At 64.8% G+C, this 14,080-nt stretch carries 15 protein-coding genes; 11 read left to right on the top strand and 4 right to left on the bottom strand.

The genetic code is table 11. The annotated features are described in order from the left end of the window. Positions 1–557: 557 nt before the first annotated feature. From GFY24_RS37170 to GFY24_RS37160, 3 genes are all read right to left on the bottom strand, one after another. Entirely contained in the window at positions 558–764 is a 207-nt protein-coding gene (locus GFY24_RS37170; protein ID WP_309231791.1) for a DUF397 domain-containing protein, read from the bottom strand. Next, positions 761–1,381, bottom strand: coding sequence for a DUF5753 domain-containing protein (locus tag GFY24_RS37165; RefSeq protein WP_153809802.1), 621 nt, complete (start codon positions 1,379–1,381; stop codon positions 761–763). Before GFY24_RS37165 ends, GFY24_RS37170 begins: the two co-directional genes overlap by 4 nt. A gap of 187 nt (positions 1,382–1,568) precedes the next feature. After that, the gene (locus tag GFY24_RS37160) at positions 1,569–2,606 is read right to left on the bottom strand and encodes an IS630 family transposase (protein WP_309231790.1); all 1,038 of its coding nucleotides are present in this window, start codon (positions 2,604–2,606) and stop codon (positions 1,569–1,571) included. Here GFY24_RS37160 and GFY24_RS42645 point away from each other — a divergent pair. Continuing rightward, a complete protein-coding gene (locus tag GFY24_RS42645; RefSeq protein WP_228567025.1) occupies positions 2,589–3,185 on the top strand; it encodes a hypothetical protein in 597 nt (198 codons plus the stop codon). The genes GFY24_RS37160 and GFY24_RS42645 overlap by 18 nt on opposite strands. 1,434 nt (positions 3,186–4,619) lie before the next feature. Here the strand turns inward: GFY24_RS42645 and GFY24_RS37150 are convergent. Then, positions 4,620–5,396 (bottom strand): helix-turn-helix domain-containing protein, encoded by a 777-nt coding sequence (locus tag GFY24_RS37150; RefSeq protein ID WP_194853168.1) that lies wholly within the window; start codon positions 5,394–5,396, stop codon positions 4,620–4,622. 416 nt (positions 5,397–5,812) lie between these two features. On the opposite strand from GFY24_RS37150, the gene GFY24_RS37145 reads away from it, so the two are divergent. From GFY24_RS37145 to GFY24_RS37100, 10 genes are all read left to right on the top strand, one after another. After that, positions 5,813–5,959, top strand: a complete 147-nt coding sequence (locus GFY24_RS37145) for a hypothetical protein (protein WP_153809799.1) — start codon at positions 5,813–5,815, stop codon at positions 5,957–5,959. Positions 5,960–6,221: 262 nt separating this feature from the next. Next, positions 6,222–7,022, top strand: coding sequence for a hypothetical protein (locus GFY24_RS37140; RefSeq protein ID WP_153809798.1), 801 nt, complete (start codon positions 6,222–6,224; stop codon positions 7,020–7,022). 17 nt (positions 7,023–7,039) lie between these two features. Next, positions 7,040–8,263, top strand: coding sequence for a cutinase family protein (locus GFY24_RS37135; protein WP_228567023.1), 1,224 nt, complete (start codon positions 7,040–7,042; stop codon positions 8,261–8,263). Then, positions 8,260–9,381 (top strand): lipase family protein, encoded by a 1,122-nt coding sequence (locus GFY24_RS37130; protein WP_153809797.1) that lies wholly within the window; start codon positions 8,260–8,262, stop codon positions 9,379–9,381. Before GFY24_RS37135 ends, GFY24_RS37130 begins: the two co-directional genes overlap by 4 nt. Before the next feature lie 186 nt (positions 9,382–9,567). Then, positions 9,568–10,989, top strand: a complete 1,422-nt coding sequence (locus tag GFY24_RS37125) for a cutinase family protein (RefSeq protein ID WP_194853167.1) — start codon at positions 9,568–9,570, stop codon at positions 10,987–10,989. A 117-nt stretch (positions 10,990–11,106) separates the two neighbouring features. Beyond that, complete coding sequence (locus GFY24_RS37120; protein WP_153809795.1) at positions 11,107–11,826, top strand: hypothetical protein; 720 nt, start codon at positions 11,107–11,109, stop codon at positions 11,824–11,826. Between the two features lie 4 nt (positions 11,827–11,830). Next, positions 11,831–12,493 (top strand): hypothetical protein, encoded by a 663-nt coding sequence (locus tag GFY24_RS37115; RefSeq protein ID WP_153809794.1) that lies wholly within the window; start codon positions 11,831–11,833, stop codon positions 12,491–12,493. Continuing rightward, on the top strand, positions 12,490–12,783 hold the full coding sequence (locus GFY24_RS37110) for a hypothetical protein (protein ID WP_153809793.1): 294 nt from the start codon (positions 12,490–12,492) through the stop codon (positions 12,781–12,783). The genes GFY24_RS37115 and GFY24_RS37110 overlap by 4 nt, the downstream gene beginning before the upstream one ends. Before the next feature lie 126 nt (positions 12,784–12,909). After that, entirely contained in the window at positions 12,910–13,845 is a 936-nt protein-coding gene (locus GFY24_RS37105) for an alpha/beta fold hydrolase (protein WP_153809792.1), read from the top strand. Then, on the top strand, positions 13,842–14,075 hold the full coding sequence (locus GFY24_RS37100) for a hypothetical protein (RefSeq protein ID WP_153809791.1): 234 nt from the start codon (positions 13,842–13,844) through the stop codon (positions 14,073–14,075). Before GFY24_RS37105 ends, GFY24_RS37100 begins: the two co-directional genes overlap by 4 nt. The last annotated feature ends 5 nt before the right edge of the window (positions 14,076–14,080 follow it).

Raw genomic sequence — 14,080 nt, 5'->3', positions numbered from 1 at the left:
CCACGGCACCATCATCGCCGGTGGCCAGGTCGGTGACACTCAGGGTCACGTTCAGAACATCCGATCTCGCCCATATCTTCAGAGAACTACATGGTCACCATGTCTCGGGCGAGTCTGGCAGATAGGGTAACCCCAACAGTTCAACGGAGACCGCTACCCGGAGGCGGCTGGAACGTGTGGGATGTTTTCGGCACACGGGGCGCCGACGGATGTGGGCTGCCCTGATAGGGGCCGGCGAGGAGGCGGAAGAGCCGCTTTCTGGCAGCTAACGAAAAGCCCCGTCAGGCATGGCGTCCTGGCAGGGCTCTTCTGGGTAATCGACCAGTGCCGCATCAGTGAATGACTCGATACCAGTCGCTCGGAATGCTAGCTGACTATGCGGTGAGCCCAGGGCACTGCGTGGGTGTGTAGGGCCTGGGTTCGACAGTGTCGTTCTGCTGGCTGACGAATCAGGCGCAGGGTTCGAGGTGCTCGTAGAGTCGGGATGTCGAGTCAGGGTGGAAATTGCCACCCCGCCATCAACAATGGGTTCCACATCCAGCGGAGTGCTGCCTCCTCTAAGCCTGATCGAACCGGCGGTCCTTGACGCCCGCGGTGAACGCGGTCCAATCAGCGCTGCTGAAGAGCAAGGCTGGGCCGGTGGGATTCTTGGAGTCTCGGACGCCGACCACGCCTTCATCGAGGAAGGCGATTTCCACACACTGGGAGCCACTTTCGCTATAGCTGCTCTTGTACCAGTGTGCGTCAGTCAGGTCGACGTTCACGCCGCATACTCCCTTGCTACCCCGCGAAGAAGGTCTCGCGATTTCACCTCGTTCAGCGCATCCGTGCGGATGGCCTCGGCAAGCTCATGGTAACGCCGGACGTCGTCGGGCTTTTCCATGTACTGGTCATTGCCCAACCTGCCCTCGATGTACACAACGGGAGGTTCGATCTGTTTGCCTCGGTTGTCGGTACCGAAGTCCAGGAGGACGAATGTGCCGTGAAGGAAGCCCCACGTCATGCCTGCGGAGTACGGGTGAACGCGCACACTGACGTTCGGCATGGTGCTGGCTTCGGCAAGGTGCTTGAGTTGGGCGGCCATGACGCGTGTGCTGCCCATGACCCGGTGCAGGGCCGATTCGTGGAGTAGGACTTCCAGGGCCAGCGGGCGCGCCTTGCGGGTGACAATGATCTGTCGCTTCAAACGGACCTCGACGCGTCGGTCGATGTCGTCCTGGCTGGTGTAGCCGGGGAATGCGCCGAAGGTGGCCCGGGCGTAGTCCGCGGTTTGTAGCAGCCCTGGTACTTGCTCCTGGTAGGTGACCAGGTTGCGGGCGGATCGTTCCATTCCGACGTACATGTTGAAGGCATCGGTGAAGAGTCCGCCGAGGGCTGTCACGCCGTCGTCGTCCTTGCTCGACGCTTGGATCGAGAGTCCGACGGTCTTCTCGGTTTCCTCTGTGCTGACTTCGTAGAGACTGCACAGTTCCCGAACGTCTTGTTTGCGTGGGCTTTTCGACCGGCCTGCTTCGAGACGTTGGAGGGCGGCGGAGCTAAGTGGTCCCGCCCGCAAGTTCTTCGGGGGTTCACGCGGCGGCCGGTGAAGCGGCAGTCTGGTGATCGCAGCCGGTGGGCTGTTGGGAGTGCTCTTTCTGTTCGTGCCGCTCGATCCGGGCCATCAGGTCCTCGAGGTCGGCCGGGGTGAACTTCCATTCGAAGGGCCGGGCGGTCTCGTTGTAACGACGCCCGAAGACGGAGAGTCGGTCTTCGACCTGGTCAAGGCTGGTGAAATCGTTGGGAGACACGACTTTTCGTTGCACGATGGAGAAGAAAATCTCCACCTGGTTCAACCAGGAGGCGTGCACCGGGGTGTGGACCATGACCGCCTTGGGAAACCGCGCGGCCAGCCGATCGGCAGCGGCTTTGCCGCGGTGCGAGGATCCGTTGTCGACCACCCAGAACACCCGTTCGGCCGAGGCGTAGGGCTCGCTGGTCATGACCTTCTCCACCAGGGTCATGAACGGCACGATCCCGGTCTTGGCCGCGCAGTGCCCCGATACCTGGGCGTGGTGGACGTCGTAGGCGGCCAGGTAGGCCAGGGAGCCACCGCGGTCGTATTCGTGGTTGACGCGCATTGTGCGGGAGACGCCGGGCGGCAGTGTGGGGTGGCAGCGGCAGCGGGCTTGGATCGAGGTCTTCTCGTCGGAGGAGATCACGTACTCGTTGTCGCCGAGTGGGATGCCGCCCCAGACCCGCTGGTAGAGGTCGAGTACCCGGGCCGCTTTCGCGGCGAAGTCGGGGTCGCGAATGAACACCCACGACTGATACTGCCATGGCTTGAGCGCATCCTCGGCCAGGATCCGGCGGACGGTCGAGGCTGAGATCGCCGCCATGATGCCCCGGCCGATCGCCTCGGTGGCCAGGTCTGTGCTGCTCCACCGTGACAGCGGCACACCGGTTTCGGCCGGCAGCTGGCACGCCAGGGCTTTGATCTCGGCGCGTTGGACAGGAGTGAATCGGGGCGGCCGGCCCACACGGGGCCGGTCTTTGAGCCCGTCGAGGCCGTGGTCTGCGTATCGGCCACGCCAGGTTCGCACCGTGTCGAGATGGACCTGCTGCCGCACGGCGATCTTGTTGTTCGAGTAGCCATCGGCGGCATCGAGGACGATCCGAACACGCACGACCAGCCCGATCTCGGCGGTGCGGGAGTAAGCCAATTTCTCGAGCCGGCGCCGCTCGGACGCAGTCAAGGCAATCTGGCGGGCACGGGGAACAGACACGAAAATAACAGGCTTTCAACGACTTTCGAGACACCGACCGTCACGACCTTGCCCGATCACCTCACCTGCGCCGGCTCGACACACCGCAGGAGGCAAGATGACCTCATGCCCGCGATCCCGGACTCGACCAAAACCTCCCTGGCCCAGCGGCTGCACCAACATGCCGCCGCGCACTGGCCCCAACTGGCCGGCCTGCATGTGCGCTACCACGGCCAATTCGCCTACGTTGAGGGCGAACTGGCCGATGGCGACCGGGTGCCCCTGCTCCGGCTCCGCTACGGCGGATCGGCTTCAACGTGGGGATTCGGTCTCTACCTCGCCAGCAGCGGCAAATACGAAAACCAGATCCTGCCCACCGGATTCACCGCAGGCAGTCCCCAGGAAGCCCTCGACTGCGCCTGCGACCTCTACCTCGGGCACTGACCCCCGAAGAACTTGCGGGCGGGACCACTAAGTTGCACTTCTTTGGCTGCCATGGCGATGGTGAGACCCTTGGCTTCACGGCAGTCTCTGAGGAAGCGGCCGAGCTGGCGGCGCAGCAGTGTGGGGGACTCGGCCACGTGTGTCTCCTGGCGAGTGAATGCGGTTGCGTTCGATTCCTGAACCTGGTGGTGCCCTGTGTGTGAACGCATTTCTACCGCACCTCTGAACATGGTCGTGGGGGTTTGAGCGAGTTGCCGTGAATATTCATTTCTGCATGTTCATCGTACGGCGGCTGTGTTGTTCTGGACTCGCGCCCGATGGGACGACGAAGTCCCCTCACACTGTGTTGTCGCATCGGGCGCTTCCAAGCCGTCACTGCGAGTTGAGGTTCCGATGGAACAGCTGGATTTCGGAGACACTCCCGCCAGCCGGTGTGCGTACTACCGACGCATCTGCGACCTACCTGCTGGCGTCGAACCAGGAGTCGGGCGCATCTTGGTCACGGCAGGAAAGGTATGGGGGATCACCATGCCCTCGGCCGTCGGACATGCCGTCAAAGTTCATGTCGAACGCCGCCAGCCGCCGGTCGGACCGATCGTGTCGCATCCTCGAGCTCAGCGCTGGACCTTCCTTGTTCAGCCGGATATTCCCGGACGAAGTCCGGCTGTTCGCAGAACTGTTCCGCCACAGCGTGAGCGTGGTACGAGCCGGCGGCCAGATCACGCTGCCTTCGCCACATGATCAGCAGGGGCAGTTCCGGCGATGGGTCGAGCCACCTCGGGACGGGTTCCGACCATCCGGGATGGCAGTGATCGAATCGGTTCGCGCGTGCACCACGCGGCGGGGTTGAGATCCGTGCGACGCGACACGGTGGTGCGAGTTCTTTTAATGCCGCTCTGGTGGCAGATCCATCGCGATGTCGAAGCAACTCATCGGGACGCGCGGTGAGCGCAATGCGATCCGACGAGTCGCCGCTTCCCGGCGAGAACGATGTGCATCTCTCGGTATGCCTGTGTGGAGTTCGGTTGGACTACCGGGCATGCGTGACTGCTGCCTTGATCTTCGTTCAGGAGTGGTCGGAAAGGTATGGGACCCAGGAGATTTCGGTATCTCCGTGCGGCACCGTTGGTCTTCCTCGGCTTCCCTGTGAACGCCTGCACCTTGAACCATGATGAGCTTGCGAACCGCGGGCTCTGGATGCTTACCGTTGCGGCTGGGATGGGTTGTCATTGGACGGAATTTGCGCCCAGTGAGGCCCGCCACACATGTTAATGAATTGTTTCAATGCGGCGGACCGGCCAACACCGGGTGGGAACCACGACTCGTGGGTGACGGATCGTGGATTTGCTGATGACATTGATTTCTGATTGCTGCAATACTTAATTGCTGTATTTTGTGATGCGAGCCACATCAATGCCTGGTTTAAATGAGGCGCTATTGGCGGAGCGGCTCGAGTGGCCCGGAGTGGGGTTGTCGGAACGCCTGGCAAACGCGAATATCGTGAGTGTCGGCGACATCGGAGATATCGATGCTGATGGAGTACGGCTCACCTGTAGCCGGATCGCGCAGGTGGGTGAGTTCGTTGGGCTGGCGCGCGTAGGCGACGTGGATACCGCTACCGCTACCCCAGACCCGGTGGAAGTCGCGATCGCGTTTCAGGTGGTCGAAGAGTTCCCTTGCCCGGGGGCTGGTCCGGTAGAGGCCGAAGGCGCCGCGGAGCACCGCGGTATGGAAGCGGGCCTCCTGCTCCCACTGCAGTGCTATCTTCGTCGCCGGTCGACAATTCTTGCGGGCGCTGAACAGCCACACGGCGACGTTGTTGTGCGCACAGGCCAGGCCAGGCAGCGTGCGATAGAACGACTCGTTGGCAGAGAGCACATTCCATAGGGGATCGGTGTAAACGCAGATCATCCCGATCCGATCCATGTGCGCGAGCGCATCGATGCGGCTCGGGGTGTTGATCCGTTCGCGTAGCTCCTCAACCGAGGGTAGAGAGGTCGGCGGCTCCCACAGCTCTCGGGTGTGGCGTGCCTGCATCGGGTTCATGCCGTAGCTGGTGATGAATCGCTCGATCATCTCCCGTGCAGGGATGTAACCGCTCTCGATCTTGATGATGTAGGCCTGGCTGATGTCGGTACGGACGGCTGCCTGCTGCCGTGTGAGGCCACGGTCCTCTCGGACATGTCGAATCCAGGAGCCCAGGTTGGGCATATGGATTTCGTCTGCCTCGCCGATGTGGGCTCGTGCCGGCCGCCGGTGAGTATTTCCTTCAGGAGTCGGACCCATGTCCTCTCCCCCCTGTTCTGCGGTTGTTCGATCGCGTGGCTAACTGCGTGAATGACCCCAACTCCCCCTTGAGAACGCCCATTCCGGACCGTTCCTACCAGGGCATGATCGTCTCGGCAACGAAGATTCGCCATGCGGATTGCGGGGTGTTTGCGATTGTTGCAGCGCCGAGCGTGATCGTCGAACGACCGTCTGCTGATCCCGCACATCGAACACGTAATTTACTTATCAGCTTCGCTATATATTGGCTGCATATCCAGGGTTTGGATGGTAGTAAGATTCTTATTTGATAAATCCCTTATCATCGAAAGGTCTGGCGTGGACCGGATTCCGAGGTTTTGATGGTGGTGCAAGTCAACCGCTACGAAAGGCCAATCCCGGTGGATCCAATGGATATCTTGTCCTACCTGAACTTCGGCTCGTCGATCGCATCGAACGCGCTGGGCATTGTGACCCAGCTCTTGTCGCTGGCAGGGCAGTTCCTGTAAATCCCGATCCGTGTACGCAGGGCTCCTGACTGCGTCTCCGCAGCCAGGAGCCCTGCGCTCTCGAGTCCTGAACGCTCGTTGCATACGGGCAGGACTGCTCCCAATCCTGATGAAGGGTCTATTCGGCGTGCAAATTCCCAGAAGTAATGCAGCAGTCAATGCGCGGCCAGCGGTCGATGCCATCGGTGAGGGCCATCTGCGCCCGAGCTCGTTCTCGGCGAGGCCGATGATCGCGCGCTGTGGCCGCGTTGTCATCGCGGGTATGGCTCCCGTTTCGATAATGCTGTCGGCGCCGGGCCTGGCTGCCGGTGCCGGGCCTGGAGATATAGCCGATCAGCCGGGGGTCACCAGCCCGGCGCAGCCCGGCACCGCTGCCCCCGAAGTCCCACCCGCGCCGCCGAGTGACGGGCAGCCCCTGACTGATCAGGACACCCAGCAAAGTTCCGGGCAAACCCCCGAGGTACGTAATGGGCCTTTACCGCGGCCACAACCGTCCTCGGATCCCGCGCCGCAGGTCGAACTCGGTGACCTGCACCTGCCGGAGCCGGTCGCTCCGGTAGCGCCGATCCAGCCGCCGGACAACACGATTCGGATCGGGGAGTGGCAGTCCCCGTCTCCGGACTGGCTGCCCACGCAGGTGCGTGACTGGATCAATACCACTGCCGGCGGCGCGGAAGCGCAAGTCGCCACAGCCCTGGACTCCGTCGGTGTGCCGGCAGGGCGCTCCGATCGTGTCAGCGGGGCGACCTTGGCCGGTGCGGGTGTCGGCGGGGCTGCGGGAGGGGTGATCGCGGGAGGTCCGGTGGCCGCGATCGGTGCCGTCGTCGGTGGTCTTCTCGGTGGCACGGTGGGCGGAATCGCCGGTGCCGCACTGGGAACCGTTGTGCCGGTCCCGATTCTGGGCACCGTCACCTCGGGTGTGTTCGGTACCGCGATCGGCGCGGCGGCCGGTGCCGCCGTGGGCGCTGCCGTGGCCGGAATCCCAGTGGCCCTCGTGGGCGCTGTTGCCGGCGGCACGGTAGGGGCGGGATTCGGCGCCGGGGTAGGGGTGGGGCAGCCGTGAGTCAACGGATACTGCGTATGAGCGGTGGCACGGCGATGGCGCTCGTGTGCTGTGCCGGGCTCGTCGGTGGATCAGAATCCGCTGCGGCGCAGGAAGTTCCGATCGGGCGGGGTTGCCCTGCGCTCTATGTACTCGGTATCCAGGGAACGGGCCAGTCGTCGCCGACGGCAGACCCGACCGTGGACACCGGAGTGATCGGTGCACTGCTGGGACCGCTGGTCGCGGCCGTGCCGACGCTGGTCCAGCGCAGCTACATCCCCTACGAGGCAGGATTCGGGGGCGCGGTACCCGGCGGTGGCGCGGACCCGTACTCGATTTCGGTGACCTCTGCGCGTGTCGGCCTGGAGGACGCCGCCGCGGGGGTGGTCGCGGCCTGTCCTGACACGATGCTGGCGGCAGTCGGCTATTCCCAAGGCGCGCAGGCTGTTGCGGAGTTCGCTCGATCCGTGGGCTCCGGCAACGGGCCCGTCGCGCCTGAACGAATTGCTGGAATCGCCTTGTATTCCAACCCGACCCGATCCTCCGGAGCCCCGGTATTTCCTGGGCGTCCCGGGCAGGTGGTGCCCGATCCCGCGCCCGGCAGCGATGGCACCGCCGTGGCAGGAGTTCAGCTCACCAGCTCTGCTTCCGCCGGAGGGGGGATCGCTGATGACGACGCGACCTACGGTGCGTTGACCGGACGCGTGGCCGACATCTGTGTGGATGGGGACCTGGCGTGCTCGGCGCCGGACCACGCGGCGGTACTGCGCGTCGGCGCCGAACTCGTCGCCCAAGCCGACCTCCGAGATCCGCTCGCGGCGATCGGATCGATCTACTCGCTGCTCTCGTCTGCCCTCGGCGACGCCTGGACGACGTTCGTACTCAACGATTTCCACGTCCAAGGCGGCGATGTCGACTACACACCGGCGCGGACTCTCGCGCAGCGGTTGACCGATGCTTCTGACCCGCGCATCCCCAGCCCCACGGCCGATGACGTGGCCGCCGCGGCGAGGTGTTGGGGTGAGATCACCGCCGCTCTCACGCAGAACCCGCTCGGGGTGCTGCCGAAGCTGGTAGGGCAACTCTCCGCGGCCGGGGGGCAGCTCGTGGCCGACAACAGTGACATCGCGAACCCGGCGGAGTGGATTCGATTCGCCGACACCGTCTCTCGCCACAACGGCTACGCCGTCACCGGCCAGATGAGCTCAGGGATCGCCTGGTTTATCGCGCTCGCCACCGACATCGCGGGGAGTCGGCGATGACCGAGTTCTACACACCGGTGGCCGTGCCCACCGACCGCGGCCCGGGGGATCTCCTGCGCACCCAAACCGTCACCGTCGGAAATCTGGACAACACGACGCGGGCCTCTCGAATCGTCTACGTATCCAGCGACTCCCGCGGTGAACTGATCCCGGTATCGGGCACAGTCATCTCCTCGGTGTCAGCCTCAGCATCGGACCTGAAGCCAATCATGGTGTACTGCACTAGCTTTCATGGCCTCGGCGGTGAATGTGCCCCGTCGCAACTGTTGGTGAGCGGGGAGGAACCGCTCGACCAAATTCAAGCGGCTCTCGAGCGAGGCTGGACGGTCGCGGTCCCGGATGGTGAGAACCTCGGCATCACCGGGCTGGGACCGCATACCTTCCTCGCGGCCCGTGCGGCCGGTCAGGTGACGCTCGATCTCGCTCGCGCCAGCCAAGCACTACCCGAGGCGACGAGCGCGAATCCGAACCGTGCGCCGATCGTGCTGTGGGGATACGGCGATGGCGGTCGCGCTGTGGTGTGGGCAGGCGAACTACACCGCGAGTACGCGCCGGACCTTGACCTGCGAGGGATCGCCGCGGGCGCTGTCGTGAGCGACCCGGACGCATTGGTCCGGTCCCAGCACCGCGGTCCGTGGTCCGCTCTCGCGTTGGCCGGCTTGATCGGGCTCTCGCGGGCCTACCATCACCTACCGCTGCGACACGTACTGACCGAAGACGGCCTCCGTGCCGTCCGTCATGCCGAAACCCTCAGTGCCGCAATGCTCCTCGAACATTACCGTCAACCATTGGAGCACTGGTGTGAGCGCCCGGACCCCTGGAACGACGCGATCTGGCGTTACGTCCTGGCGCGCGAGAGCAGAAGCGGAGCCCGAACTCCTGCCGTGCCCGTGCATCTGTATCACGGCACCAACGATCTAGTAGTCCCGGTCGAGTCCGGCGGCGGTTTGTTCACCGAGTACCGGCGACGTGGGGTCGAGGTCAGCTGGCGCGAATACGACGCCAATCACTTTCGTACCGCCGTCGACAGCACACCAGATGTCGTGGACGAGCTCGCCGGCTTCCTGAATCGCCCCCACATCGGCCCCGCTCAACACAAGGGCCAGCCGACAAATTGATCGATCTCGGCCGAGCCGACTCGGGCACACACGCCCATTGATCATCAGAAATCGAGGTGAATCGCATTGCCGCACAATAGAAGAGGGCTTCTTCCTTCGATGCAGAGCGCGGTAGCGCGCGCGATCACTGGTCTGATCGCAGCGCTGTGCGTGTCCGGCGGTGTCGTCGCCTTGTCGGAAGCAGACGTGCCGATTGACCGCTCCTGCCCGGTGTTGTTCGTGTTCGGCGTCCAAGGAACCGACGAAGGGCCATCCGACGCTGCGTCGACCACCGACACTGGAGCACTCGGGCAGTTCTTCACACCGTTGCTCGCGCAATCCGGAAACGCCGTGCAGCGCGCCTATGTCCGGTACGGCTACGCCGAGGACAGTACCGAAGTCCCGTACCAGCAAGCCGTGGCTGACGCAGCGGATCTGCTCGGCAAGGATGCCTCGGAGGTAATTCAGCGATGCCCCGCCACACGCATCGCCGCCGCCGGATACGGACAAGGCGCCGCGGCAGTATCCGCATTCGCGCACACCGTCGGCACCAGCACCAGCCCGGTAAATCCGGACAAAGTGGCCGGGATCGCGCTGTTCGCCAATCCCACCCGCGCCGACAACTCCGTGCTCCCCGGTCGAGCCGGCCAAACCACCCCCGCCGCCGCGCCCGGCACATCCGGCACCGCGGTCTCTCAGATCACGCTGACGAACACCGGCACCGGTGGATCGGGCATCGCCAGCAACACCGCAGTCGACTACGGCTCACTCGCCGGCCGTGTCGCAGACTTCTGCACTCCCGGTGACCTGTCGTGTAGCTCCTCCAGCGATACCCCGCTGACGACGACCGTGAAGAACATTGCGGCACAGTCCGATACCAAGGATCCGATCACGGCGATCTCCACTATCGCGCAAGCGCTGGCGGCGACCGTGTGGAAAACGACGGTCGGTGTGGTCACCGAAGACCTTTCCGGCACCAGCCTCGATCAGCTGTCCTACGAGCCGACGAAAACCTTGGGGCAGCGGCTGGCCGAAGCTTCCGATCCCAGCACGCAGACGCCCGGATTCAGCGACGCACTCTCGGTCCTGTTCCGGCTCGGCGCCATCGGACTCAACACCGTGGTGTCGATCGCGCAGAAGGTGTTCACCACCAGCACGATCAGTGAACTCGCCACAGTGGGCATGGTCGATCCGGTGGCGGCACTGGCTACTCTCGGCACGAAAATCGTTGGCGCAGTGGCGGATCTGATCCCTCCGCAGACGGCGCTGGGATGGGTGGATCAGGCGTTCACCGCGATCACTTCCACCGTCACCAATGACAGTGATCTGTACAACCTGGCGACCTATACCCGATACAGCGACACCGCTGGCAGGCACGACTCGTACACCACTGCCTCGGCCGATTCCACCGGGACTGCTCCTCTCGCCGCCGCCGCAGCGTGGTTCGCCGCCCTGGCCCGCGATATCGCCGCGACGAATCCCGCTACCTCGCTTCCGCAATCGGCGATTCCGGACACCACCCCCGCTTCGAGCGGAGCAATGACGTCGCCCCCGCTCTCCTCCTACCGCGCGTCCGTCTCCGCGACGACCGAACCCTCACCGACCGGTACCAGTACGCCGGCCCCCTAGACCCCTTCGGGGCAGACGGTGGTCTCAGCGCCGAGACAACCAGACCAGTCCCTCGCGGGCCGTCTCCCCGAAGGGCCCGAACCACACCACCGAACCGACCCCAGGAGGTGAATCCTGATGCCCCACAACAATTCCACCGATGCCTTCACCCGCGTTGACAACGAGTGGGGCTGGCTCGACGACACACCACCCACATCACTGCCCACCCCGACCAGGACGTCCCAGACCGACGAAACCGAATGGCGTTGGCTGGAGGACGATTCCGGCGATGCCCGGCCGACAGGACGCACCGGCGGCACCACCGCGCGCCGCACACCGAGTCCATCGGTGCGCCGGTGGATCGCACCGATCCTGACCACGGCAGTCGCGACGACCGTGACCATCGCAGCAGTTCTCGCCCTGCGCCCGACCGGCGAGCCTCCGGTAGCCGTGTCGACCACCACCGCGCCATCGACCACCCCTGCGGCGATGCGTGAGGGCGCGTGCGCGGGGCTGTCCGCGGCGACGATCACTGAGGGCATCGGCGATACCTCGAGCGTGGCGGGGGTGATCGCGGCATTCGAGTACGCCTACTACCGGCAACGCTCGGCGGACACAGCAATACGTCTGCTGGCACCGGACGCCGGGATCGCACTCGAACCGCTCGCCGCCGGGATCGCTTCGGTCCCAGTCGGAACCACGCACTGCGTGGCGATCACACCGATCGCCGACACCACAGTCAATGTGCACCTCGTCGAGCTCCACCCCGATCACACCCGAACGGACTACCTGCAGGTGATCAACCTGCGCCGCACCGAGTCGGGGCTGCAGATCAACAACATCCAGAAGCAGGGGTAAGGCGATGCACGCCAACGTCATTCGCCTCCACGATCCCGACAACGCGGAACCCGGGCGGCTGGATCCGGACACTATCGCCGCACCCGTCGCCGAGCGCCAGGCCACCCTGCGACAGGAGCCGTTACCCACGACCGGGCCCTACCCGCCACTATTTGCCATGCTCGGCGCACACGGAGGCGCCGGCACATCCACACTGACACGGTGGTGGGCACACGCAGCCGATTCCGGGCTTGCGTGGCCCGCCTCGACGCGCACCACCCAACGGGTCGTGGTCGCCGCCCGTGACTGCATACCCGGCCTCACCGCTGCCGCAGATCGACTTCGGGAATGGCATGCGGGACTCGCTCCGGCGGGGATCAGCATTCTCGGTCTGGTGGTAACCCCTGCGCGCCCCGGCAGGGTTCCCGCGGCGGTCCGGCGCTATCGGCGCATCGTCGAGGACCTGGTGGATGGGGCGATCTGGTCCATCGACTGGCACGACGAACTCATCGTGTGCGAACTCGACGAACTCGCACAGTTCGCGCCGAACGACCCGCCACCGCCGCGCCGGGCGAACCTGACCACGGCCGTGCCCATCGACGTGCACCGCGCCGGCACTGCCATCACCGCCCGCATCGCTGCCACACGTGCTCACCCCGACGAAGAGGCTTCGGGGAGCCCGCGATGACGACCCCGCACCTTCTCATCGAGAGCATCGGTGTGCTGGCTCAGCAGGTCAACATCACTCCCGAAGCGCCACCGGGGTCCGCAGGCATTCTCAAGATCGTGAACTGGCTGTCGTGGTTCGTGATGCTCGCCGGAATCGCGGCGCTCATCTACGCCGGCGGCAAGTTCGCATGGGAACGCTGGCACGGTGGCGCCGTCGAAGCTCCCAAGATCGTCCTGGGCGCCCTGGTCGGCGGCATCATCGCCACCAGCGCCGGAACGATCATGACCCAGATCACCAGCGCCAAATGACCGGGCACTGTGAAAACCATTGGTGGCGAACACCTCTCGACCACCAGCGCGCGGTGTTCTCTGCCGCGCGGCCCGCGCCTCGGTTCAGCCTTCCTCCCGACTCCGATCTACCAGGACATCACTGCCATGACCGCGTTCCATCGTTGCGTTCTGACCATTCCCACCGTCGACGACTTACTCCTGGCTGTCACACGGCTGGGCTCACCCTCGGCACCGGCGACCGTGGTCTACGTCCATGGTCTGCTGTGCGACGGCAACTATTGGGCGCCGGTGACCGAATGCCTGCACGACCGCCTCGGCGGGGAAATCACGCAGATCGTCTACGACCAACGCGGCCACGGCCGCTCGGGCCGACCCGACCGCCGCGCCGCCACCACCCTGCGCCACCTGGTCGACGACCTCGACACCGTCCTGGCGCACGCCACCGGCGAAATCGTGCTCGTCACCCACTCGGCCAGCTCACTGCTCGCGGCCGCCTACGCGCAACACCACCCGACGCACGCCGCGGCCTTGTCGGCGCTGGTGCTGTTCGGCGGTGCGGGTGAGTTTCCCGAATTCCCCAGCCTGCCACAGCATTACCGCCAGTTGATCAAACGAGTCCCGCAACTGCGCCGCACGCGGCTCGACGGCGTAGCCGCGGCAACAGCCGCAGTAGCCGAACGACAGTTCCGCAGTGCGAGCCGTCGATGGGGATCGAAAGCGCATCTGATGTGTGGGGCGCACAGTGGAGACTCACGCGTGCTGGCGGACGTGATGGGCGCCTACAGCACCTTCGCTCTCAGCCCCGAGAGCACAGCGATCCTCCGCCGGATTCCCACGTTCGTGATCGCCGGCGAGCGCGATCGGGTTGTGCCATCGACCCAGTCGGTACGTCTGGCCGACCAGATCTGGGCCGACTACGAGCTCGTACCCGGGGCAGGGCATTTCCTGCCGCACGTGCAACCCGACCGCGCCGCCGAGGTCATCCTGCAAGCACTCGAAGTCGCCTACCGCCGCGAGATCGACCGACTGATCAGCAGCACCGAGGAAACCACAGTCGACGGGCGAGAGGACTCGCCGTGAGCGCCAAATCCCTTCCCCCGCAAGTCACCCAGTACCTCTACCCGCTATTGGGATGGCTGGCATGGATGGTCCTGCTGCTGTGCATCGCCCGCACCATCTACCTCGCCGGCCTGCTGGCGATCCGGCTCTACCGCGAAGAAGCCGTCGAAGGATTCGCCGGCGCACTGCTCGCCGCCGCTCTGATCGGCTCGGCCAGCGGCATCGCCGCTGCACTGTTTCCCACCCACTGACTAAC

It is taken from the genome of Nocardia sp. SYP-A9097 (assembly GCF_009649815.1).
Classification (GTDB): domain Bacteria; phylum Actinomycetota; class Actinomycetes; order Mycobacteriales; family Mycobacteriaceae; genus Nocardia.
The sequence above is the reverse complement of the archived record's forward strand: the minus strand, read 5'-3'. Positions and strand labels throughout refer to the sequence as shown.

What these genes read in the sequence shown, in the direction of transcription:
- GFY24_RS42645 (WP_228567025.1), top strand. Translation starts at nt 2,589, where the DNA reads ATGGACCTGCTGCCGCACGGCGATCTTGTTGTTCGAGTAGCCATCGGC.
- GFY24_RS37150 (WP_194853168.1), bottom strand. Translation starts at nt 5,396, where the DNA reads ATGCCCAACCTGGGCTCCTGGATTCGACATGTCCGAGAGGACCGTGGC.
- GFY24_RS37145 (WP_153809799.1), top strand. Translation starts at nt 5,813, where the DNA reads ATGGTGGTGCAAGTCAACCGCTACGAAAGGCCAATCCCGGTGGATCCA.
- GFY24_RS37140 (WP_153809798.1), top strand. Translation starts at nt 6,222, where the DNA reads ATGGCTCCCGTTTCGATAATGCTGTCGGCGCCGGGCCTGGCTGCCGGT.
- GFY24_RS37135 (WP_228567023.1), top strand. Translation starts at nt 7,040, where the DNA reads ATGAGCGGTGGCACGGCGATGGCGCTCGTGTGCTGTGCCGGGCTCGTC.
- GFY24_RS37130 (WP_153809797.1), top strand. Translation starts at nt 8,260, where the DNA reads ATGACCGAGTTCTACACACCGGTGGCCGTGCCCACCGACCGCGGCCCG.
- GFY24_RS37120 (WP_153809795.1), top strand. Translation starts at nt 11,107, where the DNA reads ATGCCCCACAACAATTCCACCGATGCCTTCACCCGCGTTGACAACGAG.
- GFY24_RS37115 (WP_153809794.1), top strand. Translation starts at nt 11,831, where the DNA reads ATGCACGCCAACGTCATTCGCCTCCACGATCCCGACAACGCGGAACCC.
- GFY24_RS37110 (WP_153809793.1), top strand. Translation starts at nt 12,490, where the DNA reads ATGACGACCCCGCACCTTCTCATCGAGAGCATCGGTGTGCTGGCTCAG.
- GFY24_RS37105 (WP_153809792.1), top strand. Translation starts at nt 12,910, where the DNA reads ATGACCGCGTTCCATCGTTGCGTTCTGACCATTCCCACCGTCGACGAC.